General features: G+C 68.6%; 19 protein-coding genes. 8 read left to right on the top strand and 11 right to left on the bottom strand.

All coding sequences use genetic code 11. The annotated features are described in order from the left end of the window. Positions 1-2: 2 nt before the first annotated feature. On the bottom strand, positions 3-614 hold the full coding sequence (locus ACIPRS_RS09460; protein WP_446538374.1) for a nucleotidyltransferase family protein: 612 nt from the start codon (positions 612-614) through the stop codon (positions 3-5). Next, a complete protein-coding gene (locus tag ACIPRS_RS09465; protein ID WP_446538375.1) occupies positions 611-1,573 on the bottom strand; it encodes an XdhC family protein in 963 nt (320 codons plus the stop codon). Before ACIPRS_RS09465 ends, ACIPRS_RS09460 begins: the two co-directional genes overlap by 4 nt. A gap of 171 nt (positions 1,574-1,744) precedes the next feature. Here ACIPRS_RS09465 and ACIPRS_RS09470 point away from each other — a divergent pair, with 171 nt between their 5' ends. The 3 genes from ACIPRS_RS09470 (at position 1,745) to ACIPRS_RS09480 (ending at position 5,057) form a co-directional block, all read left to right on the top strand. Continuing rightward, on the top strand, positions 1,745-2,200 hold the full coding sequence (locus tag ACIPRS_RS09470) for a (2Fe-2S)-binding protein (RefSeq protein WP_192202256.1): 456 nt from the start codon (positions 1,745-1,747) through the stop codon (positions 2,198-2,200). Between the two features lie 66 nt (positions 2,201-2,266). Further along, on the top strand, positions 2,267-4,459 hold the full coding sequence (locus ACIPRS_RS09475) for a molybdopterin cofactor-binding domain-containing protein (protein WP_446538376.1): 2,193 nt from the start codon (positions 2,267-2,269) through the stop codon (positions 4,457-4,459). 10 nt (positions 4,460-4,469) lie between these two features. Continuing rightward, positions 4,470-5,057: a hypothetical protein gene (locus tag ACIPRS_RS09480; protein WP_192202258.1), complete on the top strand. Its 588-nt coding sequence runs from the start codon at positions 4,470-4,472 to the stop codon at positions 5,055-5,057. Between the two features lies 1 nt (position 5,058). On the opposite strand, the gene rarD is transcribed toward ACIPRS_RS09480, so the two are convergent. The 9 genes from rarD to ACIPRS_RS09525 all read right to left on the bottom strand — a co-directional run bounded on the left by rarD (position 5,059) and on the right by ACIPRS_RS09525 (position 17,354). After that, positions 5,059-5,979 (bottom strand): EamA family transporter RarD, encoded by a 921-nt coding sequence (gene rarD / locus ACIPRS_RS09485; RefSeq protein ID WP_446538377.1) that lies wholly within the window; start codon positions 5,977-5,979, stop codon positions 5,059-5,061. Further along, on the bottom strand, positions 5,976-6,884 hold the full coding sequence (gene yedA / locus ACIPRS_RS09490; RefSeq protein ID WP_337731735.1) for a drug/metabolite exporter YedA: 909 nt from the start codon (positions 6,882-6,884) through the stop codon (positions 5,976-5,978). The genes rarD and yedA overlap by 4 nt, the downstream gene beginning before the upstream one ends. Positions 6,885-7,041: 157 nt before the next feature. After that, positions 7,042-7,890 carry a methylated-DNA--[protein]-cysteine S-methyltransferase gene (locus ACIPRS_RS09495; protein WP_337731736.1) on the bottom strand — a complete coding sequence of 283 codons (849 nt, stop codon included), beginning with the start codon at positions 7,888-7,890 and terminating at the stop codon, positions 7,042-7,044. A 198-nt stretch (positions 7,891-8,088) separates the two neighbouring features. Beyond that, entirely contained in the window at positions 8,089-10,269 is a 2,181-nt protein-coding gene (locus ACIPRS_RS09500) for a carboxy terminal-processing peptidase (RefSeq protein WP_446538378.1), read from the bottom strand. 210 nt (positions 10,270-10,479) lie between these two features. Then, positions 10,480-11,496: a lipoyl synthase gene (gene lipA / locus ACIPRS_RS09505; RefSeq protein WP_446538379.1), complete on the bottom strand. Its 1,017-nt coding sequence runs from the start codon at positions 11,494-11,496 to the stop codon at positions 10,480-10,482. A gap of 483 nt (positions 11,497-11,979) precedes the next feature. Continuing rightward, positions 11,980-14,154, bottom strand: a complete 2,175-nt coding sequence (locus ACIPRS_RS09510) for a hypothetical protein (protein ID WP_446538380.1) — start codon at positions 14,152-14,154, stop codon at positions 11,980-11,982. A gap of 48 nt (positions 14,155-14,202) precedes the next feature. Continuing rightward, positions 14,203-15,720, bottom strand: coding sequence for a carotenoid oxygenase family protein (locus ACIPRS_RS09515; RefSeq protein WP_446538381.1), 1,518 nt, complete (start codon positions 15,718-15,720; stop codon positions 14,203-14,205). Positions 15,721-15,731: 11 nt separating this feature from the next. Beyond that, positions 15,732-16,160 (bottom strand): DUF2141 domain-containing protein, encoded by a 429-nt coding sequence (locus ACIPRS_RS09520; protein ID WP_446538382.1) that lies wholly within the window; start codon positions 16,158-16,160, stop codon positions 15,732-15,734. Between the two features lie 117 nt (positions 16,161-16,277). After that, positions 16,278-17,354, bottom strand: coding sequence for a 3-deoxy-7-phosphoheptulonate synthase (locus tag ACIPRS_RS09525; RefSeq protein WP_446538383.1), 1,077 nt, complete (start codon positions 17,352-17,354; stop codon positions 16,278-16,280). 320 nt (positions 17,355-17,674) lie between these two features. Between ACIPRS_RS09525 and ACIPRS_RS09530 the strand changes: the two genes are divergently transcribed. The 5 genes from ACIPRS_RS09530 to ACIPRS_RS09550 all read left to right on the top strand — a co-directional run bounded on the left by ACIPRS_RS09530 (position 17,675) and on the right by ACIPRS_RS09550 (position 24,305). After that, positions 17,675-18,985 carry an aminotransferase class V-fold PLP-dependent enzyme gene (locus ACIPRS_RS09530; RefSeq protein WP_446538384.1) on the top strand — a complete coding sequence of 437 codons (1,311 nt, stop codon included), beginning with the start codon at positions 17,675-17,677 and terminating at the stop codon, positions 18,983-18,985. 122 nt (positions 18,986-19,107) lie between these two features. Next, positions 19,108-19,632, top strand: a complete 525-nt coding sequence (locus tag ACIPRS_RS09535; protein ID WP_093301688.1) for an ECF-type sigma factor — start codon at positions 19,108-19,110, stop codon at positions 19,630-19,632. Between the two features lie 70 nt (positions 19,633-19,702). Then, positions 19,703-22,336, top strand: a complete 2,634-nt coding sequence (locus tag ACIPRS_RS09540; RefSeq protein ID WP_446538385.1) for a tetratricopeptide repeat protein — start codon at positions 19,703-19,705, stop codon at positions 22,334-22,336. 90 nt (positions 22,337-22,426) lie between these two features. Further along, positions 22,427-23,410: an alpha/beta hydrolase gene (locus ACIPRS_RS09545; protein ID WP_446538386.1), complete on the top strand. Its 984-nt coding sequence runs from the start codon at positions 22,427-22,429 to the stop codon at positions 23,408-23,410. A 1-nt stretch (position 23,411) separates the two neighbouring features. Further along, positions 23,412-24,305, top strand: coding sequence for a helix-turn-helix transcriptional regulator (locus ACIPRS_RS09550; RefSeq protein ID WP_446538387.1), 894 nt, complete (start codon positions 23,412-23,414; stop codon positions 24,303-24,305). The last annotated feature ends 165 nt before the right edge of the window (positions 24,306-24,470 follow it).

The raw sequence follows: 24,470 nt of genomic DNA on the forward strand, positions 1-24,470 counted from the left end.
CATCACGCACCCACCGGGTCCAGCCACCCCTTCGCCACGGCGACCGCCACATCATCGGGCGTGTCGATGTCGTGCTCCAGGCCAGGAGCGTCGCAAGCCGCGACCCCCGCATCCGTGGCGCTGAGCACGTCGCGCAATCCGCGATCGCCATCCGGCAATGTCCGCGCCTGACGCAGCATGGCAGGCGATACGAGCGCCGGAATACCAAGCCGGTCGCCGAACCGCGTTGCCGCCGATCCTGCATCCGCGCGTTGCGCGGCCTCCCGCAATCCACGCAGATGCGTGGCCTCCAGCGCAGGCTGGTCGCAGGCAAGCAGGAAGGTGGCGCCGGCATGTGTCGCGAGCGCTTCCGCCGCCACGCGCACGCTGCCCGCCATGCCGGACGACCAGGCGGGGTTGACCACGCATTCGAGCGGCAGGTCCGCCAACGCGGCACGCATGTCGTCCGCCCGTGCACCGATGATGACGAGCACACGCGACGCACCGGACTCCAGTGCAAGCCGGGCCACGCGATGCACCAGTGCTTCTCCGTCACGCGTAAGCAGCTGCTTCGGCCGCCCGAGCCGACGGCTGCCGCCTGCGGCCAGCACGACCGCCGCGTGCAACGCGCTCATGCCGATTCGCCGTGATGCCAGGCCTGCAGCTGCGCGGCGATGCTCAATGCGATCGCCTCCGGTCCCTGGCCACCCAGTTTCAGGCCGATCGGCGAACGCAGTCGCTGCGACAGCACGCCATGCAGGTGCGCGGGAATCACCCGCAGCAGGTCTTCGCGCCGGCGCACCGGGCCGAGCAGACCAATGAACGGAATGGGGGCTTGCGCCAGCGCCACCAGCGCTTCGCGATCATGTTCGAAATGGTGATGCATCACCAGCGCTGCATGCGGCGCGGGCCGCAGCACGCGAAGCGCTTCGTCGGGCGCGCGCATCAGCCATGCATCCGCGATATCGGTATCGGGAATCCAGCGCGCGCGCCGCTCCACCACGGTGACGTGCCAACCGAGCTGGCGCAGCCAGCCCACCAGCGGTGACGTTTCGGGACCGGCGCCGAAGATCGCCACGCGCGGCGGCGGTGAAACGACCACATCGCCCGCGGCGTTCCCGATCGCCCCTGACGCTGCCAGTGGCAAGTGCCAGTCCAGGCAGATGTCGCCCACCCGCGCCTGCACCTCGCCCCCGGCGGATATGCGGAGCGAAAGCGGCCCCTCTCCCTGCCACCACGCCTGCACCGCACGCGACCAGCCCGGCATGTGGTCCAGCGGCAGCAGCGCCAGATGCAGGCGACCACGACAGCCGACGGCGGAGCCTGCCAGCAGGTCCTCGTCATCGCGCGTGTCGATCTCCATCGCATCGAGGTGCCCTTCGGCGACCGCATGGCGGGCACGCCGCGCGATCTCCGGTTCCAGGCAGCCTCCGCTCAGCCAGCCGGTCTGCGCATCGTCCGCCGCGAACACCGCCATCGCACCCTGGCGGACATAGGTGGAGCCTTCGGTGGCGGTCACGACCACCAAGGCGCTGCCGTCGGCGGCCTCGCTGGCGCGCGCGGACACTTCCAGCGGGTGGCGGTGGACGGACATGCCGGCCACGATGGCGCAAGCACGGGGCCGAAGGCAACGCCTCCCGCGGCGGTCCGCGCATCGGGCAACGATCCCGCAGGATCATGCAAGCATCGGCCCCCGCCTTCACTGGCACGGCACGTTTCCGCGGAGTATCGTCAGCCGGTCCCACGCCGCCGCCAGGGAGACACCATGAAGTTGAACGTCAACGGTTCCGAGCGCGACATCGATGCGCCGGATGACATGCCGCTGTTGTGGGTCCTGCGCGACCTGATGGGATTGACCGGCACCAAGTTCGGTTGCGGCATCGCACAGTGCGGCGCCTGCACGGTGCATGTCGATGGCTCGCCGCTCCGTGCCTGCATCACGCCCGCTTCCGCCGTCGCCGGCAAGAAGATCACCACCATCGAAGGCCTGTCGGCCGACGGCTCGCATCCGGTGCAGAAGGCGTGGGCGGAACTGGACGTGGTGCAGTGCGGTTACTGCCAGTCCGGCCAGATCATGTCGGCGGTGGCGTTGCTGGCCGTGGTGCCCACGCCCACCGACAGCGACATCGACCAGGCGCTCTCCGGCAACCTGTGCCGCTGCGGCACGTACCAGCGCATCCGCGCCGCCGTGCATCGCGCGGCGGAACTGGGCAAGGCCTGATCCCCATGCATCCACGGCGCTCCCTGCGCCGTGGCCCCGATCCGATGTTCGACGGAGGTCGTGTCCGTGAACCTTGAACTGAAATCCTCGCGCCGCGACTTCCTGCGCTCCACCGCCCTCGTCGGCGGCGGACTGGTCGTCGGCATCGCCGTTCCCGGCGCCCACCGCTTCGCCTGGGCGCAGGAGGGCCAGCCCGCTGCCGCCGCTGCGTTCGTGCCCAATGCGTTCCTGCGCATCGCCGCGGACGATTCGATCACCGTGCTGCTCGCGCATGCCGAAATGGGCCAGGGCATCTGGACCACCCTGCCGATGCTGATCGCGGAGGAACTGGACGCGGACTGGTCGAAGGTCCGTGTCGAACACGGTCCGGCCGACAAGGCCTACACCAGCCCCGTGTTCGGCATGCAGGGCACGGGCGGATCGACCACCACGTGGTCGGAGTTCGACCGTTACCGCCAAGCCGGCGCCGTCGCCCGGGCGATGCTGCTGCAGGCGGCCGCGGCCCGCCTCAACGTGCCGGTGGCGCAATTGCGTACCGAGAACGGCGCCGTGGTCTCCGGCAACCAGCGCCTGCGCTATGGCGAACTCGCCGATGCCGCCGGCAAGCTCACCGCGCCCGATCCTGCGTCGCTGAAACTGCGCGACCCGAAGGACTGGCGCCTGATCGGCAAGGCGACCAAGCGGCTGGATACGCCGGAGAAGATCACCGGGCGTGCGGTGTTCGGCATGGACGTGCAGTTCGACGGCCTGCTGACCGCCGTGGTGCTGCGTTCGCCGGTGTTCGGCGGCAAGGTCAAGACCTTCGATGCCACCGCCGCCCGCGCCGTGCCCGGCGTGCGCGACGTGGTGCAGGTGCCCAGCGGCGTGGCCGTGGTGGCGAACCACTTCTGGGCGGCGAAACTGGGCCGCGACGCATTGCAGGTGGTGTGGGAAGCCGGCGACGGCGCCAAGCTCGACAGCGCGACGCTGCGTCAGGAGTTCTCCCAACTGGCGACCACCGACGGCCCGACCGCCGTGCGCGCCGGTGATGTCATTGCCGAACTCGGCAAGGCCGCGAAGACGGTCGATGCCGAATACGCCGTGCCGTACCTCGCACACGCGGCGATGGAACCCTTGAACTGCACCGTCAAGATCGGCGACGGCGAGTGCGACATCTGGTGCGGCACGCAGTTCCCCACCCTGGACCAGAACAGCACCGCGAAGATCCTCGGCATCCCCCCCGAGAAAGTCCGCATCCACACGCCTTTCCTGGGCGGCGGCTTCGGGCGTCGCGCCACGCCCGACTCGGACGTGGTGTCCGAAGCCGTGCACGTGGCCAAGGCCGCGAAAGCGCCGGTCAAGACGGTATGGACGCGCGAGGACGACACGCGCGGCGGTTACTACCGGTCCGCGTTCGTCGAGAAGATCAAGGTGGGCCTGGGCGAAGACGGCACGCCTGTCGCATGGCACCAGGTGATGGTGGGCCAATCCATCATGGCCGGCACCTTCATGGAAGCGATGATGGTCAAGGACGGCATCGATGCCACCTCGACCGAAGGCGTCGCCAACTCGCCCTACGTGCTCGGCACGCCCGCGCACAGGGTGGACCTGCATTCGCCGAAGACCGGCATCCCCGTGCTGTGGTGGCGCTCGGTAGGCCACAGCGTCAACGGCTTCGTGATGGAGAGTTTCGTCGACGAACTGGCGCATGCGGCCGGCAAGGATCCGGTGGAGTACCGGCGTGCCCTGCTGAAGGACCATCCGCGCCATCTGGCCGCACTGAACCTGGCCGCGGAAAAGGCCGGCTGGGCGACGCCCGCCACCCAAGGACGCGGACGCGGCATCGCCGTGCACGAATCGTTCGGCAGCTACGTCGCGCAGGTCGCCGAGGTGTCGGTGGAGGATGGCCGGATCCGCGTGCACCGCGTGGTCTGCGCAATCGACTGCGGCGTGGCGGTCAATCCCGCCGCCGTCGCGGCGCAGATGGAATCCGGCATCGTCTTCGGGCTCGGCGCCACGCTGCATTCCGCGCTGACACTCAAGGAGGGCCAGGTGCAGGAATCCAACTACCACGACTACCGCGTGCTGCGCATGCACGAGATGCCGAAGATCGAGGTCCACATCGTGCCGAGCACCGACAGGATGGGCGGCGTGGGCGAGCCCGGTACGCCACCGATCGCACCCGCCGTGGCCAACGCCGTTTTCGCCCTGACCGGACAGCGTTTGCGCGAACTTCCCCTGCAACTGCCCGTTGCTGCCACCCCCGCACCGACCGCCTGAGGAGACCGCCATGCGCATCGCGCTGATGTCGTTGACCGTTCTCCTGCTCACCGCCTGCGGCCCCCGCATCAGCGAGGAGCAGAAGGCGCAGGCGCTGACCGCCTTCGCCACCATCGAGAAGGTGTTCCAGCACCCCCGCTGCAGCAACTGCCATATCCCGGGCGACCAGCCGCTGCAGTTCGACGCGCAGACACCGCATGCGATGAACGTGGTGCGCGGTCCGGAAGGCAAGGGCGCGCCCGGGCAACCGTGCTCGACCTGCCACAACGAAGCCAATCCGCCAGCCAGCTACGGGCCGCATGCACCGCCGGGGGCGCCGCACTGGTCGCTGCCGCCGCCGGACCACAAGATGGCCTGGATCGGCCTGCCCGCCGATCAGCTGTGCGCGATGATCCAGGACAAGAAGCGCAATGGCGGCCGCGACTTCGCCGCGCTCACCAAGCACGTGGCGGAAGACAAGCTGGTGCTCTGGGGTTGGAATCCCGGTGGCGAACGCGCACCGGTGCCGGTGCCGCACGACCAGTTCGTCGCCGCATTCAAGACCTGGGCCGATGCAGGCGGGCCTTGCCCCGCCCCCGCCGCGAAGACGTCGGGCTGAACTACTTGCCCGAGGTCGCCGTCGCGAGCACATCGCGACGGCGTGCGCGCCACAGTCCATCGCTGGCGAAGATCAGCAGGCCCGTCCAGATGGCTGCAAAGCCGATCGCACGCTCCACGCCGAAGGCTTCCTCGAACACCAGCACGCCGATCAGGAACTGGATGCTGGGCGCGATGTACTGCAGCAGGCCCACCACCGACAACGGAATGCGCCGCACGCCGTAGGCGAACCCGATCAGCGGCACCGCCGTCACCACGCCGCCGAACACCAGCAGCAGATCGTTCTTCCAGCCATAGCCGCTGACGAAGCCGCCACCGTGGCCGAACTCGCCCCAGGCCACGTAGGCCAGCGCGGGCAGGAACAGGTAGAGGCTCTCGACGCCCAGCCCGGCGACCGGGTCCACCGCCACCAGCTTGCGCACCAGCCCATACAGACCGAACGAGAACGCCAGACCCAGCGCGATCCAGGGCGGTGAACCGGACTGCAGCGTGAGCCACGCCACGCCGACAAGCGCAAAACCCATCGCGATCCATTGCGCGGGCGACAGGCGCTCACGCAACACCAGCACGCCCAGCACCACGTTGATCAGCGGATTGATGAAGTACCCCAGGCTGGTCTCGACCACATGGCCTGCGTTCACCGCCCAGATGTACAGGCCCCAGTTGAACGCGATCAGCAGGCTGCTGACGCCCAGCCACGGCACGGCGCGCGGTTGCGCACGCACCTGCTTCCACCAGTTGCGTCCGTTCTTGAGCAACAGCCAGCCGATCACCAGCACCGCGCTCCACACGATGCGGTGCGCGATGATCTGGAACGATGGCACCGCCTTGAGCAGATGCCAGTACAGCGGCACCACGCCCCAGATCAGGAACGTGCCGGCGGTGATCGCCAGCCCTCTGCGGTCGATGGCTGCCGCACTCATTTCGCTTGCCGCGCGCGCGCCAGGGTGATGACCACCACGCCCGCCAGGATCACCACCATGGCGCCGATATCGTGCGAAGTGAACGTCTCGCCGGCAATGAAGGCACCCAGCGCCACCGCGATCACCGGATTGACGTAGGCATAGCTGCCCACCAGCACGGGTCGCGCATGGTGAAGCAGCCAGACGTAGGCCGTGAACGCGATGATGGAACCGAACACCGCCAGGTAGGCAACGGCGAGCGCCCCCGTCACTGTCCACTCCGCCGTGTTGAAACGCTCACCATGCAGCAGCCCGGCGAGCACCAGCATCACGCCCGCCGCCAGCATCTGCGCAGCGGCGGTCATGAACGGCGACGGCAGGTCACGGCCGCGCGACCACACCGAGCCATAGGCCCATGCGATCGGCGCGATCAGCAACAGCACCAGGCCGACCGGCGACCCTGTCAGCGAACTGCCCGCATTGAGCCACACCACGCCGGCGAACCCGATGATGATCCCCAGCCATTCCCCGCGCGTCGGATGTTGCCCGCGCATCGCGCCGAACAGGCCCATCCACAACGGCATCGAGGCCACCGCGACGGCGGCCAGGCCGGACGACACTGTCTGTTCGGCCAGCACCACCATGCCGTTGCCCATCAGCAGCAGCAACGCGCCCATCACCAGCAGGTTCTTCCACTGCGCGCGGGTCGGCGCCGTCACGCCGCGCCAGCGAAGGAACAGGAACAGCACCAGGCCGGCAACGACGAAGCGGCTGCCCGACACCATCAGCAACGGCGGGAAACCGCCTTCCAGCGCGAAGCGGATGCCCAGGTAGGTCGAACCCCAGACCACGTAGACGATGGCCAGGGCGGCAGCGACGGCCAACCCGCCACGTGCAGGCGCGGCGGTGGAAACGGAAGAGGTCATGGGAACCGTGGGGGAGTTCGGCGTCATGCAATTCTAGGCCACTCGCGGGCACGCGGCGTGGCGCCGATGTCCTCGACTGCTTGAAACGTTTCCGGCCCGGCTTGAATCCCGCTCAAGCCTGCATCTCCGTTGTCGCAGGAACAGAATCCGTCGCCGATCAAACGCGCTCCCGCGCAAGCAACTCCTGCTTGCGGGGCAGTCCCCAGCGATAGCCACCCAGCGAGCCATCGCCCCGGATCACCCGATGGCAAGGCACCACCACCGCGATGCGGTTGTGTGCGCAGGCGCTGGCAACCGCGCGCGCCGCGCGGGGTGCCCCCAGCGTGCGGGCCAGTCCGGCATAGCTGACCGTCTCGCCTGCGGGAATCTTCATCAGCGCCTCCCACACGCGCTGCTGGAACCCCGTGCCCAGCAGGTCCACCGGCACCGCCGTATCGCGCCCCGCCAGGCGTTCGGCAACGGCGCGCAGGCGGGGAGCGAGGAATTCGTCGCGACCGGCTTCGACGCCTTCCAGCTGCGCCTGCGGAAACTCTGCGCGCAGCCGTTGTTCCAGTGCCGCGTCGTCGTCACCCAGTTCCACCGCGCAGATGCCGCGCTCGGTGGCCGCCACCAGCGCACGACCGAGGACGGTGTCGACAATGGCCCAGCGGATCGTCATGCCGCGGCCGCCAGCGCGATACGTGGCCGGGGTCATGCCCAGCTTCGCCGCGCCCTGTTCGTACAGCCGCGAGGGCGAGCCATAGCCGGCGTCATACAACGCGGTGGTGACGTCGCTGCCTTCCCGCAACGCATGCTTCAGCGTGCCCAGCTTTTTCCTCGCCAGGTATTCGGCCGGACTCAGTCCGAAGCGCGCACGGAAGCGCCGCTGCAGATGCGAAGCACTGAGACCGGTATGCGCCGCCAGTTCGGCCAGCGAGGGATCGCCTTGGTCGAGAAGGCGACGCGCCGCCTCCAGGGGATCGGCGAGGCCGGCGCGGGCGGGTTCGGGAAGCGATCGGCGTGACATGGTGTCCATGCGCCCAGACTACGGCGCACGCCAGGGGGGCGCTATCCGGATCTTGTGCCTGGCGTGCCTTCAGCCCCGAAGATCGTCCACAGGAAGGGCTGGCCAGTGGGCCGGCTGAAAACCAGCCCCAAACACACCTCCAGGACCGCGCGACACCGATCGAAGGGCATCGGGGCCAAAGCCCCTCCTACAGAGCGATCATTCGGCCCAGCGACCCGGACCCGGCGAATCCGGCAACACCTGCGCGGAGAGCTTGCGGTCCTGGCCGAGGATGCCGATGGCGTCGGAGAGGATCGCGGCGGATTCGCGCAGCAACGGGTCCGGACGCTTGTCGGCCAGCTTCTCGCGCTGCGCATCCTTCACGATGTCGCGCTCGGAAGCGCCCAGCCCGTCATCGGCCAGGTCTTCGGCCAACGGATCCAATGCCAGGCCCAATGCCTTGCGTTCGGCCTGCCGCTGCTTGCGCTGCACTTCCTGGCGGTCACGCTCTGCGCGGCGCTCGGCCTCGTTGAGCGAGACATATTTCTTCGCCGCTTCGGCACGGAACTGGGCCACGTCTTCCGACCACCACTGGAACTCCTTGTCCTTGGCCGAACGCGCCGCGTGCAAAGCCTCCAGCCGGGGCAGCAGCGGCGCGAAGTTGCCGTACTGCGTGTGCGGCACGGCGGCGATGCGGGTCCACGGCAATGCGTTGTCGTAGGTGCTCTCGCCGTACTCGCTGGCGTCCACGCTCACCGGGAACGCGATGTCCGGCACCACGCCCTTGTGCTGGGTGCTGCCACCGGCCACGCGGAAGAACTGGGCGATGGTGAGCTTCACCGAGCCGAAGCGCGGCGCTTCGTTGGCAGGCCAGCGGTCCAGATCCACCATGTTCTGCACGGTGCCCTTGCCGAAGCTGGTTTCGCCGATCACCAGGCCACGCCCGTAATCCTGGATGGCGCCCGCGAAGATTTCCGACGCCGAGGCCGAACCACGGTTGATCAGCACCGCCAGCGGACCTTCCCAGGCCACTCCGGTCTTGCGGTCGCTGTTGACCGTCACGCGGCCGCCCGACTCGCGCACCTGCACGACCGGGCCCTTGTCGATGAACAGGCCGGTGAGCTCCACCGCCTCGTCCAGCGAGCCGCCGCCGTTGTTGCGCAGATCCATGATCACGCCATCCACGCCCTGTGCCTTGAACTGCACCAGCAGCTTGGCGATGTCGCGGGTAGCGGAATTGAAATCGTTGGGGTTGCGGCGACGGCCTTCGAAGTCCTGGTAGAACGCCGGCAACTTGATCACGCCGATGCGTCGCTCGGCCTCGCCCCCGCTGGCCGGCAGGGTGATGGTTTCCGCCTTCGCCGCCTGCTCTTCCAGCTTGACCTTCTGGCGCGTGATGGTGACCTGCGCATGCTTGCCGTCGATGCCGGCCTCGACCGGGATGTACTCGATGCGGACCTGGGTGTCCTTCTTGCCACGGATCTGCGCCACGACATCGTCGATGCGCCAGCCGATCACGTCGGTCAGCGGCCCCGACTTGCCCTGCCCGACGGCGACGATGCGGTCGCCCACCTTGAGCTTGCCACTCAGGTCGGCCGGACCACCCGGTACGATCTCGCGGACGGCGACCAGATCGTCCTGCCGCTGCAGCACGGCGCCGATGCCTTCCAGCGAGAGCGACATCGACTGGTTGAAGTTCTCCGCCGTGCGCGGCGTGAAGTAATCCGTGTGCGGATCGATCGCGCTGGTGTAGGCGTTGAGGAAGGTCTGGAAGACATCCTCGGTCTTCAGCTCGTTGATGCTCCGCTGCAGGTTGGCGTAGCGCTTGTCCAGCGTCTTGCGGATGTCGTCGGGCTTCTTGCCGGCCAGCTTCAGCCGCAGCCAGTCGTTCATCACCGACTTCTTCCAGATCGCATCCAGGGCCTTGCCATCGGCGGCCCACGGCGCATCCTCGCGGTCGTAGTCCCAGCGTTCGTCGCCGTTGAAGTCGAAGTCCTGCTTCAGCAGCGCACGTGCAAATGCCACGCGCTGGCCGACCCGCTGCTTGTAGACGGTGAAGATCTCGTAGGCCGGCGCAAGATCGCCGCTGCGGATCGCATCATCCATCTTGGTCCTGTAGGGCGCGAAGCGCTCCACGTCGGCAGCGGTGAAGAACTGCTTGCCGCCATCCAGCGCTTCGAAATAGCGCTTGAAGACATCCTGCGACAGGGTGTCGTCCAGCGGGCGCGGACGGTACGCGTAGCGGCTGTCGGACAGCAGGCCGTAGACCAGCTTGGACGTATTGGACTGGTCGGTGGTGGGTGCCACCGCGACCGCGTCCCCGTCGCCGCGCGCAAGCAGCGCCAGCGGGGTCGAGAGGGCCAGGGCCAACAGCAGGAGGGGGGCTTTCTTCAGTGTCATTGCGTACTCATGGCCCGGAGGCCCGTCAGGCTGGAACGGATTGCGGATTCGACACGCCGACAGTGCACAAAGTTGCGTGCATTGTCATCTGCCTTTGGGCAGCCTAAAGGCCGGAGCGTAGGAAAAGGTGAACCGTGGCCGTGCCATGGCCGGGAGGCGGACATGGCGACGCCGGCGGGGTGGTCCGGCGTCACGGTTCCGGAACGGGATTCAGCCCGCGTGTTGCGCAGCGTGGGCCGCCTGCGCCGCCTGCTGGTCGGCGTGGTAGGACGAACGCACCAGCGGGCCGGACGCCACGTGGCTGAAGCCCAGTGCGTTGCCGTAGAGCTCCAGTTCCTTGAACTCTTCCGGGGTCCAGTAACGCAGCACCGGGTGGTGGTGGGCCGTGGGCTGCAGGTACTGGCCGATGGTCACCATGTCCACGTCGTGCGCGCGCAGGTCGCGCAGCGTGGCCTGCACCTGCTCCATGGTTTCACCCAGGCCCAGCATGATGCCGGACTTGGTGGGCAGGTGCGGGTGCTGCTGCTTGAATCGCTGCAGCAACGTCAGCGACCACTGGTAGTCGGCACCGGGGCGGACATTCGGGTACAGGTCCGGCACGGTTTCGATGTTGTGGTTGAACACGTCCGGCGGATTGACCGCCAGGATCTCCAGCGCGCGGTCCATGCGGCCCTTGCCGCGGAAGTCCGGGGTCAGGATCTCGATGCGGGTGGCGGGCGAGTGTTCGCGGATGGCGGCGATGCAGTCGACGAAATGCTGGGCACCGCCGTCGCGCAGGTCGTCGCGATCCACACTGGTCACCACCACGTACTTCAGGCCCATGTCGGCGACGGTGTGGGCAAGGCTCAGCGGTTCGGACGCGTCCGGCGGCTTCGGGCGGCCGTGGGCGACGTCGCAGAACGAGCAGCGCCGCGTGCAGACCTCGCCCAGGATCATGAAGGTGGCCGTGCCGTGGCCGAAGCACTCATGGATGTTCGGGCAGCTGGCTTCTTCGCAGACGGTGACCAGGCGGTTCTCGCGCAGCTTGGCCTTCAGCTTGGCCACCGACCCGTCGGAGGGAATGCGTACCCGGATCCAGGACGGCTTGCGCAGTACCGGCGCGTCCGCGAACTGCACCGGCGAACGCCCGATCTTGTCGCCCCCCAGCTGTTTGGCGCCCGTCTCCAGGGGAGCGGGCGAAGAACTGACGACCTGGAGCGGAATCACGCGTGCGGGGGTATCGGCCATGGGCCAATTCTAGCCGCTTTCGCCTGGGGCCCTGCGGTCGACAAAGGTCTTGCACCACGCCGCGCGCTGGAATGCTGCGGGGCAAAGCCCCTGAGTCAGGGCGGGGGACGACGGCAGTACGGTCATGGGCCGGGATTCGCGCAGGGGATCCCGGGCTTCCACTCCTGCTGCTGCAGGCATAAAAAAGCCCGCAATGGCTAGGCCACTGCGGGCTTGCTCCCTCCCCCACGTCGGGATGCGGGGCCATCGTGAAGGGTCCGTTACGCGTCTTGCACGCTGCACTGCAAAACAGAACCGGACGGTTCAGCGCGCGGCTGCGTCGAGTCACAAATATGAACGTGCGCCAAACCCGCGCCCCTGCTGCGTGTTACCGATATCAGACCAATTCGGGGGCAGCGGGCCGGAATCCCGGTTACGTTCTTCACTGCATTTACCTGAACAGGTGACGCCGTTTCCAGACGCGCGACGACTGCGCAAACCGGGCTATTCCAGGTAGTGGGGGCGGCCGTCGTACCAGGCCCCGGCACGGACGAGGTGGAACTTGCGCTGGGTACCCTGCAATTCCACGCCGACGCTCAACGCCCGCCATTTGGCGTAGAGATCGCCCTGCCGCCGGGCACCCTGCAGCCGCATCCGTGCCCGCATTTCGTAACGGTCGTTGCGCGCCTGCAGGCGATCCAGGACCAGCACGTCGTCCTGCCATTGCACGCGACCATCGACACGCGCCTGGCCTGCATCGATCAGTCGGTAGACCCAAGCCGGGTACTCCTTCTTGCGGGAGAACAGGGCCAGCAGGAAGCCCACGTCCTTCATCGTCACGTCGGCAAGTCCGCCCGCGCTGAGCGGACGATCGATGTCCAGCCGCGCGCGCCCCAGCGTCGCGCGGGCCCACCAGCCCGCGCGGGTCCCGCCATCGGGTTCGCGGAAGCTGACATTGCGCACCTGCAGCGTGCTGCCGTCGGCCACGAACAGATGGCGCTTCAGGTCGGCCCGGCGCAGGCGCAGCGCCAGATCGACATCGCCCCGAAGCTGGATGCCGGCAAGGAACATGCGCGTGCCCCGCCCGGCGATACGCAGCGAACCATGCCCGACCTCACCGGCGGCATCCAGCGACAGGTCGCCACTGAGGTAGCCGGCACCGCCGTCGAACCGCATGTGACGCCGCGGCAGGAACGGGTTGTAGACGCGCAGATCAGGCACCGTGGCATCGTCGAACACCACACGCGCCTTCAGCGTCTCGCGCATGCGCGTGCCATCGTCCGCATTCACCGACAGGCGCAGGTTGCGCCCGCGCACGTACGGCTTACCGGGCGCTTTCACCGCCGCGACGTCGAACGTCTCCATCACCGCCTTGAGCCGCGGCAGCAGTTCGCCGCCAGCGCCGGCATCAAGCCGGATGTCCGCGCGGGCGCGCCCACGGATGCGGTTGCCCATCACGTCGACGACCGCGTCCACGCCCGGCACCTCGATGCGACTGCCGGGCGCGAGCCTGCCGTCCACCACCTGCACGTCGGCGCTGATCGCACCGGCGCCATCGAGCTTCAGCCATGGCGCCTGCGGGAAAAGCCCGGACAACCACCGCAGCGAATCGAAATGCCAGGTCCCGGCCACATGTCCGGATGCGCGCGGCAGGACACCGGCGAAGTCGCGCAAAGGCACGCGTCGGCCACGCAGGCGCATATCCGCCTCCACCGCCAGCCTGCCATCGGCCTGCGGCGGCACGGTCGCCTTGATCGCGATGTCCTGGTCCACGGCCACATCGATGCCCAGGATGTCGTGGCGCACGGCGCCCGTGATGTCGTTGCCGGCGACGGCCATCGTCCATTGCGCGCGGCCGCCCGGCGCGAGCAGGCCACGCTCGAAGGCCAGGGCGATGTCCGCCCTGCCCTCGCCCGGCACCAGCTTGACCGCGACCTCTCCGCGCGGACTGACGGCCACGTTCAATCCTGAGGTGCGGCCGCCAAGCCGCAGGTCCAGCCGCGTCTTGAGCAGCTTGTCGAGCCCGGCGGCCTGCTCGCGCCGATGGCGATCAAGGGCGAACCCTGCATGCAGGGTCGCCTCGCGCAGCACCTCGGCGCCCTCGCGCGTCACCCGTGCGCCGGTCATGTCGAATGTCGACGGCATCAGTTCCATTGGTCCTCCGCGCAACTGCTTGTAGAACCCGACCTGCGCGCGGCCTTCGCCTTCGAGCACCCATGCATCGAATGCGGCACGGCGGACCGAATCGCTGGCGATGCGGTCGAACTGGAGCTCCCAACCGCCCGCGCGCGGCGGTGGCGGCGCCAACTCGCTTGCCACACGCCGGACCCCGCCATGGACCTGGTCCGCGCGCACCTCGGGCACATGCAACCGTCGCGAAAGAAGCGGCCACAACGCGATGCGGCCCTCCACGCGTGTGGCGTGTGCGTCCCAGGCGATGCGCCGCGCCTGACCCTGGAGGGTGACATCGGTCAGGCTGACCCGCCCCGGCCACCAGGTACTGCCGGACGCCCATTGCATCCGGAAACGCTCCGGTTTGCGGTTCAGGGTGGCTTCGCCCAATGCCGTGTTGAGGAACACGTTGCCTGCGAGCAGATAGAGCGCATAGAGGGCGACGAGGGCCAGCAGCCCTCGCCGCAGCCAGCGCAGGGGGGTGCCGCGACGGGATGTCCTTTCCATCCGCACAGGATGCCGCATCCACGTCCCGGCAAGAACAGCCACATGGGATCAAGCGGCGGCGAAGTGGCCATGGAAGCCCAGCGGCACGGTGTACGGCAGCCACGCCTGGGCAACAGGACCCGCTTCCACGCGGCCCGCGTCGAGCACCGCGATGCCGCTGCGGCCACGCGCGGCGTCCAGCAGCGTGCCGACCAGCCAGCCGTCGTCGGGGCGTGTGCTGCCGGGACGCGGCACGAACAGGTGCTCTTCCACCAGCACATCGCGACCGTAGTCATGTACCTGGCGCCGGTCACGCGCCACATCGAAAGCGCCGACGCCGTTGAAATACGGCGCAACCGAAGCGCTCGCGTGCACGGGCGCATACAGCCGCGCGGGACCGGCAGACCGCGTGCGCGCATCGAACACGGGGAACTCGATGCCGGCGATTCCCGTCTCTTCCCAGCGGGCATCGCCACGGCGCAGATCGAGCACGAGTTCACGCAATGGCCCGTTTCCGCCATGCACATCGCCGTCGCCGTTCATTGCCGCCTTCAGGGGCGAGCGTGCCTCTTCCACATCCAGATGCTGCACGGCGCGCAGCACGATGCGGCCATCGCGCTCGTACGCATCGCCGAAATGATAGATCGCGGCGAAATCGGCTTCGAACCAGCGCGCCTGCGCGGGTGCATGCTTGTCCACGACGGCGATGCGCAGCGGCTGGTCCTGCCGGAAGCGCAGGCGCTCGAAGAACGCACCGGCACCGTCCAGGTAGCGGAACGGGATCAGGACGAACACCAGGTGGCGATCGGTCATCGCGAAACTGTGCAGATAGCCGGGCACGGGTGTCTCCAGCACGTCGGCCGACGCCAGCGTACCGTCGCGGCCGATGTGCCACACCATCAGGCCATTGCCGCCCATCATCGAGATGGAGCCGAAATTCCACACCGAACCGTCGCGATCCACCAGCGGATGTGCCGAGAACGGGATCGCCGCCAGGTCGTGACGCCAGGTCACCGGCCCGAGCGTGGCCAGCTGGTCGGGATCGAGCTCGAACGCGGAGCCCGCCTCGCACAGCGCGAACAGGCGGCCGTTGATCATCGTCACCGAGGTGTTGGCCGCGTTCGCATCGTCGTTGTTGCGGATCGGCTGCATGTCCGGAACGGACGTGCCGGCGACGGGGTACAGGAAACGCCCTGCCTCCTGCTCGCGGGTGAACTTGGGCGTGGCCACCATGCGGGCACGGTGGGTCAGCGTGCCGTCGCCGTTGAAGCGCCATCCGTGGACCATGCCGTCGCCGTCGAACCAGTGCTCGTAGCGGAACCCCGCACGCTCGGTCCATGCAGGGCCGTTGCGGTACAGCGTGCCACCGAAGCCCGCCGGCAGCCGTCCTTCGATCCGCACGTTTTCCGGGCCCAGGGTTTCGGACTGCACCGACTTCCAGCCGGCCAGCCACGGGCGTTCGCGCAGGCCGGCGGCGAAGCGGGCGGGATCGCCGGCCAAGGCGTCCTGGCCGCGCAGCAAGGCGGGGGCGACGGCCAGCGCGGTGGCGCCGGACAGGAGGTTGTGCAGGAAGCGGCGGCGGTCCATGGCCTCGCTCCTCAGTGCAGCGCGATGTCGATGGCGGCATCCTGCGCGCCGATGTCGAAGCGGGCTTCGTCCCACGTCGGCTTGCGCATCACGCGCGGATTGTTGCTGAAGCCGTAGCCTTCGGTCGGCATGCCGATCATGTTGCTGTCGAGCTTGCCGTTGCCGTTCTCGTCGTGGGTGACCATGACGGCGTATGTGCCGGGCTCCAGGTCCTTGAAGACGAAGGTGGAGGTGTCGCCGCGCGGCGGCGCGCCATCGCCCTGCACCGGGGGCGCCTGGCCGTCCCAGCCGGCCTGGCTGTCGACGACCGCCAGCTTGATGAGTCCTGTCTGCGCGCGTACCCCGCGCAGGGTGACGGTGAGGTCGGCGGCCTGCGCCGATGCGATGGTGGCGATCAGCAGCGCGACGAGGCAGAGCGGACGACAGACGGAACGGTGCATGGCGGACTCCGGTGCATGGCAGGAACGTGCTGCCAGTGTCGCCACCGCCCTGCGACCGGTCAGTTGCCAGCCGTCATCTCTTCGACCTGCCGGAAGTCACTTCCGGGGAGCCCGCACTCAGGCTGCTGCGGAAACCTCGCGCTGTGCACGTCGCCGGCGCACGGCGATGGCGAGGCTTTCCAGTACCTGCACGGATGCCTCCCATCCCAGGCATCCATCGGTGATGCTCTGCCCGTAGGTCAGCGGCTGGCCATCGACCAGGTCCTGGCGCCCACCCGCCAGGTGGCTCTCCACCATCACGCCGACGATGCGCTGCTCGCCCGCCTGCAGCTGCGCGGCGATGTCATCGACGACCGCAGGCTGGTTGTCCGGGTTCTTGCCACTGTTGGCGTGGCTGGCATCGACCATCAGGCGTGCCGGCAGGCCCGCCTTCGCCAGCACCTGGCTCGCCGCCTCGATGCTGGCCGCGTCGAAGTTCGGCGTCTTCCCGCCGCGCAGGATCACGTGGCAGTCGGGATTGCCCGCCGTGGCCGCGATCGCCGAACGCCCTTCCTTGGTCACGGCCAGGAAATGATGCGGATGCGAGGCCGCACCCACCGCATCGACCGCGATCTTCACGTTGCCGTCGGTGCCGTTCTTGAACCCGACAGGGCACGACAGCCCGCTGGCCATCTCGCGATGCACCTGGCTTTCGGTGGTGCGCGCCCCGATCGCGCCCCATGCCACCAGGTCGCTGATGTACTGCGGCGAGATGGTGTCCAGGTATTCGCACCCCGCCGGCAACCCCAGCGCGTTGATGTCGCGCAACAGCCGGCGCGCCAGGCGCAGGCCGCGGTTGATGTCGAAGCTGCCGTCCAGCGCCGGATCGTTGATCAACCCCTTCCAGCCGACGGTGGTGCGCGGCTTCTCGAAATAGACGCGCATGACGATCTCCAGTTCGCCGGCCAACGCGTCGCGCAACGGCTTCAGCCGGCTCGCGTACTCCATCGCCGAGGCAGGATCGTGGATCGAGCAGGGACCGATCACCACGATGAGGCGATCATCGCGGCCATGCAGGATGTCGTGCAGCGCGCCGCGCGCATCGGACACGGTCTGCGACACCACGTCGTCGCAAGGCAGTTCGCCGATCACGGCGGCGGGCGTCACCAGCTCATCGAGTTTGCGGATGCGCAGGTCGTCGGTATGGGGGGCCATCGGGTTTCTCCGGGTCAACAAAAAAGCCGCCAGGGTGGCTGGCGGCTTCAAGGGGATTCTTCTGGTGTCTTGCCTAGAATGAATGCAACCTCGCCTCCGCCGCTGGCATCGGAAAGCCGTAATACCAAAACCAGAAGCGGGCACGGGTGGTGTTCATTCGCGGCTAGAGATAACACGCCATGCCGGCGATGGCGAATGTTTCATCTGCAACGTGGAGCGTGTTCCCCCAGGCCCGCCGCCCAGCGGCGGTGGCCGCCCGGCCACGGGCGCCACGTTTGCCAGCATGTCCGCTTCGAGGACGACACCCGCGCAGGTGTTCCATGGAACTGACCCGCCGACAGTTGCTCGCGGCGCCCGCCGCGCTCGCGGCCACGTTGTTGCCCGGGCGCCTGCTGGCGGCAGTGACGGCGCAGACCCCCGCCCTGCCCGACCTCTCCACCTGGGAATCGGTACGCGCGCAGTTCGCGCTGGACCCGGCGTACCGCCACTTCGCCTCGTTCTTCATCGCCAGTCATCCGGCACCTGTGCGTGAAGCGCTGGAAGGCTACCGGCGCGCGATGGACGCCAACCCGTTCCTGTTCGTGGAGCGCGCGATGTTCGAGGACGACACGCACAATCTTCCGCTGCACGTCTGCGCACAGGTGGCCGAATACCTGGGTGGTCGAGGCGAGGATGTCTGCACGACGCGAAGCACCACCGAAGGCCTGGCCCTGGTCTATCACGGCCTGCCGCTGAAAGCCGGCGACGAGGTGCTGACCACGGTGCACGACCATTACTCGCACCATGAATCGATCCGGCTTGCGACGGCGCGCTGCGGCGCGTCGATGCGCAAGGTGGCCCTGTTCCGGACATCGCGCGACGCCAGCGTGGACGAGATCGTCGGCAACCTGAAAGCGGCCATCCGCCCGCAGACGAAGGTGGTGGGCGTGACGTGGGTGCATTCCAGCACCGGCATCCGTCTGCCGATCCGCGAGATCAGCGCGATGCTGCGCGGCCTGCCGCAGGCCCCATGGCTGGTGGTCGATGGCGTGCATGGACTGGGCGCCGCGGACGAGACCATCGCCGAGATGGGCGCCGACTACTTCTGCGCCGGCACGCACAAATGGATGTTCGGGCCACGCGGCACCGGCATCGTGTGGGCGAACGCCGCGAACTGGGCACGCCTGCAGCCGTTGGTACCCAACTTCACCGAACTCGAGAGCTATGTCGCCTGGACCAAAGACCGGGCACCGGCCGGCCCGTGCAATGCCGCGCGGATGACGCCCGGCGGGTTCCACGCCTTCGAGCACCAGTGGGCGCTGGCGGCCGCGTTCCGCATGCATGGGCAGATGGGGCGCCAGCGCGTGGCGGCGCGCATCCGCGCACTGAACGATCAACTGAAGCAGGGCCTGGCCGATCTGCCAAAGGTGAACGTGCACACGCCTCGCTCCGCAGCGTTGTCAGCGGGGCTGGTCGCGTTCGAAATCGAGGGTGTGCGGCCCAACGACATCGTGAAGCAGTTGCTCGCGCGACGCATCATCGCCAGCACCAGCCCTTACGCCGTGAGCTACGCGCGACTGGCGCCGAGTCTGGTCAACACGCCCGCGGAGGTCGACGAGGCGGTGCGCGCGGTGCGTGCGATCGCGGGCTGAACGCGCCCGACGATCGGTATCCGCCGGGCGGTGGCCCGTGCGCCGGGATTTGCGCGTTGGTTCCTGGTGCCGGTCGTTGCAAGGCGACGACCCGTTGTCCCTTCCGTCATATCCGGATCGTCATGCCCCCGAACGACGCTTCCCCCCGCCCGCTGGACGACATGTTCGGCGAGGTCTACCAAGAGTTGCGCCGGCTGGCGCACAAGCAACGATTTCCCCGCGATGGCGCCACGCTGGACACCACGGCGCTGGTGCACGAGCTGTACCTGCAGATGAGCCACCAGCAGCCCCAGTTCACCCATACGCGGCAGTTCTATGCGTATGCAGCGCGCGCCATGCGGCACATGCTGGTCGACCGCGCGCGTGAACGCGCACGCATCAAGCACGGTGGCGACCTGCGTCGCACCGACTATCGCGACACGCTGGCCGGCCAGGTGACGATCGATCCGCAACACGCATTGGAACTGGACCAGGCGCTGCGCCGCCTCGCGCTGGACGATGCGCGTGCCGCCGAAGTCGTTGAACTGCACTACTTCGCCGGCCTGCCGCTGGAGCGCATCGCCGAGCTCTGCGAGCTGAGCGTGCGCACCGTCTACCGCGACTGGCAATACGCCCGGGCGTTCCTCGGCGCCCAGCTGGCCGCGTAAGCGCGCCGGCGTGTCAGGGTCCGGCCCCGAAAGTCGCTTGGTGGCAGACCCTTTCCCGCAGACACACGCCATGCCTTCCCTGCGCCAATCGTTCGATGCGGTCGTGGACCTGCCCCCGCAGGCACGGCGCGACTGGATGGACCGGCACTGCCCCGACCCGACCGACCGCCGCCACCTGGAAGCGCTGCTCGCCGCCCACGCACGCACCGAACCCGTCCTGCTCGACACACCCGTCGCCGCTCTGATCGAGGCGTTGAAGGCGGAAGACATCCGTCCGCCGCAGGCGTGGATCGGCGAGCGCATCGGTGACTTCCGGCTGATCAGTCCACTGGGCCAGGGCGGCATGGCCACCGTGTTCCTCGCCGAACGCGAGGATGTCGATTTCCAGCAACGCGTCGCGGTCAAACTGCTGCGGCGCGGACCGTATTCCGAACTGCAGCAGCAGCTGTTCCGCCGCGAACGGCAGACGCTGGCGGCGCTGACGCACCCGGCCATCGCGCGCCTGATCGACGGCGGCGTCACCGACGAAGGCGTGCCCTATCTCGTCATGGACCACGTGGATGGGCTACCGATCACCCGCCACGCGGAACTCCGCAACCTGGACCGGACTGCACGACTGCAGCTGCTGTGCGACGTCTGCCGCGCGGTGGACGCTGCGCACCGGCAACTGGTCGTCCACTGCGACCTCAAGCCCTCCAACATCCTGGTCACGACCGACGGCTCGCCGCGGCTGCTGGATTTCGGTGTCGCGCGCCTGATCGACGCCACCGGCGACGGCGAAGGCGCAACCGCCATCGGACTGACGCCGGGGTACGCAGCGCCCGAGCAGTACACCGGCGCTGCCGTGACCACCGCCACGGACGTGTACGCGCTGGGCGTGCTGATGCGGGAGTTGCTGAGCGGCGAGCGCCCCGATGAAAGTGCGCGCCAGGATGCGTTGCCGAAGGGCGATCTGGGCGCGATCCTGTCGAAGGCTACCGCGGCCGAGCCCGCCCGTCGCTACGCATCGGCAGGCGACCTGGCCGAGGATCTCGAACACCACCTGCGCCACGAGCCTGTCCGCGCGCGGACGCCGTCGCCGCTCCATCGCATGCGCCTGTTCGCCCGCCGCCATCGCGGTGGCGTGGCCGTCGCGGCCATGCTGATGGTCGCCGTGCTCGCCAGTCTGTCGGCTGCACTCTGGCAGGCGCACACCGCGCGCATGGCCGCGGCCGAAGCGCAGGAGCAAGCTTGGCGTGCGCGCAATGAAGCACAGCGTGCGAATGCCGTGCGCGACCTGCTCGTGCAGTTGTTCGAGAATGAAGCTCCCCGAGGTCCGCGCGCGTCGCTGCCGGATACCGCCACCCTGCTGCAGCGTGGGGCCGAACGCGCACGCACCGATCTGGTGGCCTCGCCAGCGTTGCAGGTCGAGATGCTGGTGGTGATCGCACGGATCTACGACGAGATGTCCCGCTACGACGACGCACGTCCGCTGCTGGCACGCGCCGTCGCCATCGCGCGCGCACTGCCCGCGCGCGACCACGCCGCGCTCGGGATGGCGCTCAGCCAGCAGGGACAACTCGCGTCCAGCGAGAAGGACTATCCCGCGGCGCTCGCGTTGTTGAACGAAGCGCTCGCGGTCCAGCGCAGCGTCGATCCGCAGGGGCTCGCCGCCTCCCTCACCTACCACCGCCGCGCGATCGTGCGCAGCGAGATGGACGAGCACCGGGCCGCCATCGCCGACCACTTGGCCGCCATCACGATCCAGCAGGCACGCCTGCCGCCACGCGATCCCCGCCTGGTCCGCAGCTACGGCGCGCTGGGTACCGCGTACACGCGCGCGCACCAGGCCGACCAGGCCGTGCGCTGGCAACGGCATGCCCTGGCGTTGACGCGTGCGGCGTACGGCAATGAACATCCGGAGACGTCGCGACGGCTCAGCAACTACGGCATCGCGCTGATGGCGGTTGGACAGATGGCGGAAGCCGAGGCTCCGCTCCGTGAAGCCGTCGGCATCGCGCGCCGCATCTATCGCGAACCGAACGCGGACGTCGCGCCGCGTGTGCACAATCTCGGCGGCGTGTACCTTGCGCTGGGTCGCCTCGACGAGGCCGAACCGCTGCTGCGCGAAGCCATGGCCATCGAGCATGCGATCGGCCGCGAGCGCGCGCCGGGCATCGGGTTCTCGCTGGCGAAGCTGTCCCGCATCCAGGAACTGCGCGGCGACTTGACCGGTGCGCGCACATTGGCCGATGAGGCGCGGGCCCAATTGGACAGAGTGCTGCCACCCACGCACGAACAGCGTCTCGACGCCGAACTGCGCGTCCTCCGCCTGCAGTTGGTGGCTGGCCTCGATTATGACCTGCGGGAACACGCGATCGACCTGCAGCGGCGCGTCGACGCACAACACGAGCCGTATCTGTCGGCGAACGCCCTGTACGTGCGCGCCCTTGCGCATGCACGGCAGGGGGAGGACGCGGCGGCGATCGCCATGATCGATCAAGCGTTGCGGATCGGCGACCGTCCGCGCTCGTTCCCGCACGACCTGCTCGCGTGGTACGCCACGCTGGCGCAGCTGCATGCGCGCAATGGGCGTCCCGAGGCAGCCGCACGCACGCGCCGGGAGGGCCTGGCGTTTGCGGACCGCATGGACATTCCTGCCAACCATCCTGCCCGCATTGCGTTGGCGACCGCCTCCTTCGTCACGATGGCCAACGCGCCCTGAATCGTTTCGCCCCGCATCGTCGGGACGTGTCAGTGAGCACGGCAGGAAAGCGCTTGTCTCTGTGAACCCTCACGCAGAGACCGGACTTCCATGCTGCTTTCCCGCCACGCCACGCACGCCGCCGAACCCCTGACCGACGTTCCCTCCCCGTCCGACGCCGCTCCACGCGGCGGCGATACCGAACCCAGGCCTCCGACCCCCTTCAACCCGTGGACGCGTGCGGTGCAATGTCTCATCGGCCTGCTCGCACCGCGCCACGCCGCACGCAGGGGGTTACTGCAGCTCGATGACGAGACCGGCTTCGCCGGCTGTCCGCGATACGTAGAAGGCTGCCCGGAACGCCGTGAAACACTGGCGTTGCGCGGCCGGTGCCTGCAGGTAGTGTCCTGGGGCGATCCGCACCGGCAGCCGTATGTGCTGCTACCGCCGCTTGACGCGACGGGCCGTGAGGCGATGGCCGGCTGGGTGCGCGCTCTGACGGCGCACGGGTACGCCGTCGTCGCCTTCGCCCGCGAGGGCCGTACGGTGGCCATGCAAACGTCCACCTTGCTGGAGACCGCGGGCGACATGCTCGAGGTCGGCCGCCGATGCGGCGAAGCGGCCGCCGTCATCGGCCATTCGCTGGGTGCCATGTCGGTGGTGCTCGCGCTGCACCAGGGCCTGCGCGCGAAGCGGGCGATCCTGGTCTCCGCGCAGGCCGATCCTCGCGCGGCGTTGCAGCGCTTCGTGGATCGTTCCGGCATGGGACAGCGCGTGGGCGCGCGCATCCTGGCGCTGCTCGAGTCCCGCATTGGCCAAGGGTTGGATGCGCTGCAGGCGCACCGCATCGCGCCGGCCATCGGCATCCCGGTGCTGGTCGTGCACGATCTGCTCGACGACGAAGTGCCCTGGGATGAAGGCGAGCGTTTCGCCCGGCACCTCACTGCTGCGCGCCTGCTGACCACGCTCGACCTCGGCCACCACGGCGTCCTCAACGACCCGACGGTGCTGCGCGACTGCGTGCGTTTCCTGGAAGGCGAAGCGATCGGCGACAAGGTCGTGTCATCGCCGAATCTTCCTTACGGCTTCAGCTGACATGGTGCCGGCACGCCGCCACGACGTGGCGCCTGCCTGCATCATGCGATTCCGCCACGCGCGCAGGAGTTCCGGCCACGATGCCGGCGACGCCATGACGGGCCTCTGCCTGCGCGGTGGCCGCGGGATGCATGCGCCGCCCGCGTGCAGCGGCTGCACGCTGGTCATCGCGCTGCGCGGCGAGGCGGACGTCGAGACCGACGACGGCGTATTCCGGCTCGCCGGCCGCCGGTTCCTGGCGCTGCCGGGCGACGCGCCCAGGCGCCTGCTCGCCGGGCCCGGCGCGGACTGGGTGCTCGTGCACGCGCCCAGCCACTGGGCACAGGCGCTGTCCGAGCCTGCAGAGCGTCGCGGCCTGGCGGCGCCACTGCTGCTGCCCGCCGTACTGCCCATGGACCGCCCGATGCTGCAGCGACTCTCCGCATTGCTGCGATGCGCGCCGCATCCTTGCGACCGCGAATCGGGGCGCGAACTGGCCGCCGTGATGCTGGCAGCGCGCAACGCGCAGGCACGCGCCGCGGACTGGGTGGAGCGCGCCTACGGTCGCAGTGAACGGCATCGGCGCGCGGTCGTGGCACGCCTGCTGACCGCGCGCAACCGCATCCTCAACGCCCCATTCGATGCGCACGACCTTCGCGCACTGGCCGAGGCTGCGCGCTACTCGCCCTCGCATTTCCTGCGTTCGTTCCGTGACGTGTTCGGGATGACGCCCCACGACCTGCTCACCCAGACCCGCCTGCTGCGTGCCTGCGCACTGATCCAGGATGGCCGACTGGCGATCTGCGAGATCGCCGCGAGCGTAGGCTACGAGAGTCGGCATGCGTTCTCGCGTTCGTTCAAACGCGCCACCGGGGTCACCGCGACCCGCTTCCGTACCGCGGGCGGCGCCCGCTGAGCCATCACCATCCCGAAGCGCGACAGGCGTACCCGCACATCACGACGGCGGACACCGCCACCCGCGCGCATCGCGCAACACGGGCGGCACGACATGCATCGCACACGACTGCGCACCAGGTATCTCTCCCCGGTGCGCTTTTTTTTCGCACGTGAAAAGGCCGCG

The organism is Pseudoxanthomonas sp. LARHCG66 (assembly GCF_052871755.1).

Coding starts and splice junctions, on each gene's coding strand:
- ACIPRS_RS09460 (WP_446538374.1), bottom strand. CDS start 614: ATGAGCGCGTTGCACGCGGCGGTCGTGCTGGCCGCAGGCGGCAGCCGT.
- ACIPRS_RS09465 (WP_446538375.1), bottom strand. CDS start 1,573: ATGTCCGTCCACCGCCACCCGCTGGAAGTGTCCGCGCGCGCCAGCGAG.
- ACIPRS_RS09470 (WP_192202256.1), top strand. CDS start 1,745: ATGAAGTTGAACGTCAACGGTTCCGAGCGCGACATCGATGCGCCGGAT.
- ACIPRS_RS09480 (WP_192202258.1), top strand. CDS start 4,470: ATGCGCATCGCGCTGATGTCGTTGACCGTTCTCCTGCTCACCGCCTGC.
- rarD (WP_446538377.1), bottom strand. CDS start 5,979: ATGAGTGCGGCAGCCATCGACCGCAGAGGGCTGGCGATCACCGCCGGC.
- yedA (WP_337731735.1), bottom strand. CDS start 6,884: ATGACCTCTTCCGTTTCCACCGCCGCGCCTGCACGTGGCGGGTTGGCC.
- ACIPRS_RS09495 (WP_337731736.1), bottom strand. CDS start 7,890: ATGTCACGCCGATCGCTTCCCGAACCCGCCCGCGCCGGCCTCGCCGAT.
- ACIPRS_RS09500 (WP_446538378.1), bottom strand. CDS start 10,269: ATGACACTGAAGAAAGCCCCCCTCCTGCTGTTGGCCCTGGCCCTCTCG.
- lipA (WP_446538379.1), bottom strand. CDS start 11,496: ATGGCCGATACCCCCGCACGCGTGATTCCGCTCCAGGTCGTCAGTTCT.
- ACIPRS_RS09510 (WP_446538380.1), bottom strand. CDS start 14,154: ATGGAAAGGACATCCCGTCGCGGCACCCCCCTGCGCTGGCTGCGGCGA.
- ACIPRS_RS09515 (WP_446538381.1), bottom strand. CDS start 15,720: ATGGACCGCCGCCGCTTCCTGCACAACCTCCTGTCCGGCGCCACCGCG.
- ACIPRS_RS09520 (WP_446538382.1), bottom strand. CDS start 16,160: ATGCACCGTTCCGTCTGTCGTCCGCTCTGCCTCGTCGCGCTGCTGATC.
- ACIPRS_RS09525 (WP_446538383.1), bottom strand. CDS start 17,354: ATGGCCCCCCATACCGACGACCTGCGCATCCGCAAACTCGATGAGCTG.
- ACIPRS_RS09530 (WP_446538384.1), top strand. CDS start 17,675: ATGGAACTGACCCGCCGACAGTTGCTCGCGGCGCCCGCCGCGCTCGCG.
- ACIPRS_RS09535 (WP_093301688.1), top strand. CDS start 19,108: ATGCCCCCGAACGACGCTTCCCCCCGCCCGCTGGACGACATGTTCGGC.
- ACIPRS_RS09540 (WP_446538385.1), top strand. CDS start 19,703: ATGCCTTCCCTGCGCCAATCGTTCGATGCGGTCGTGGACCTGCCCCCG.
- ACIPRS_RS09545 (WP_446538386.1), top strand. CDS start 22,427: ATGCTGCTTTCCCGCCACGCCACGCACGCCGCCGAACCCCTGACCGAC.
- ACIPRS_RS09550 (WP_446538387.1), top strand. CDS start 23,412: ATGGTGCCGGCACGCCGCCACGACGTGGCGCCTGCCTGCATCATGCGA.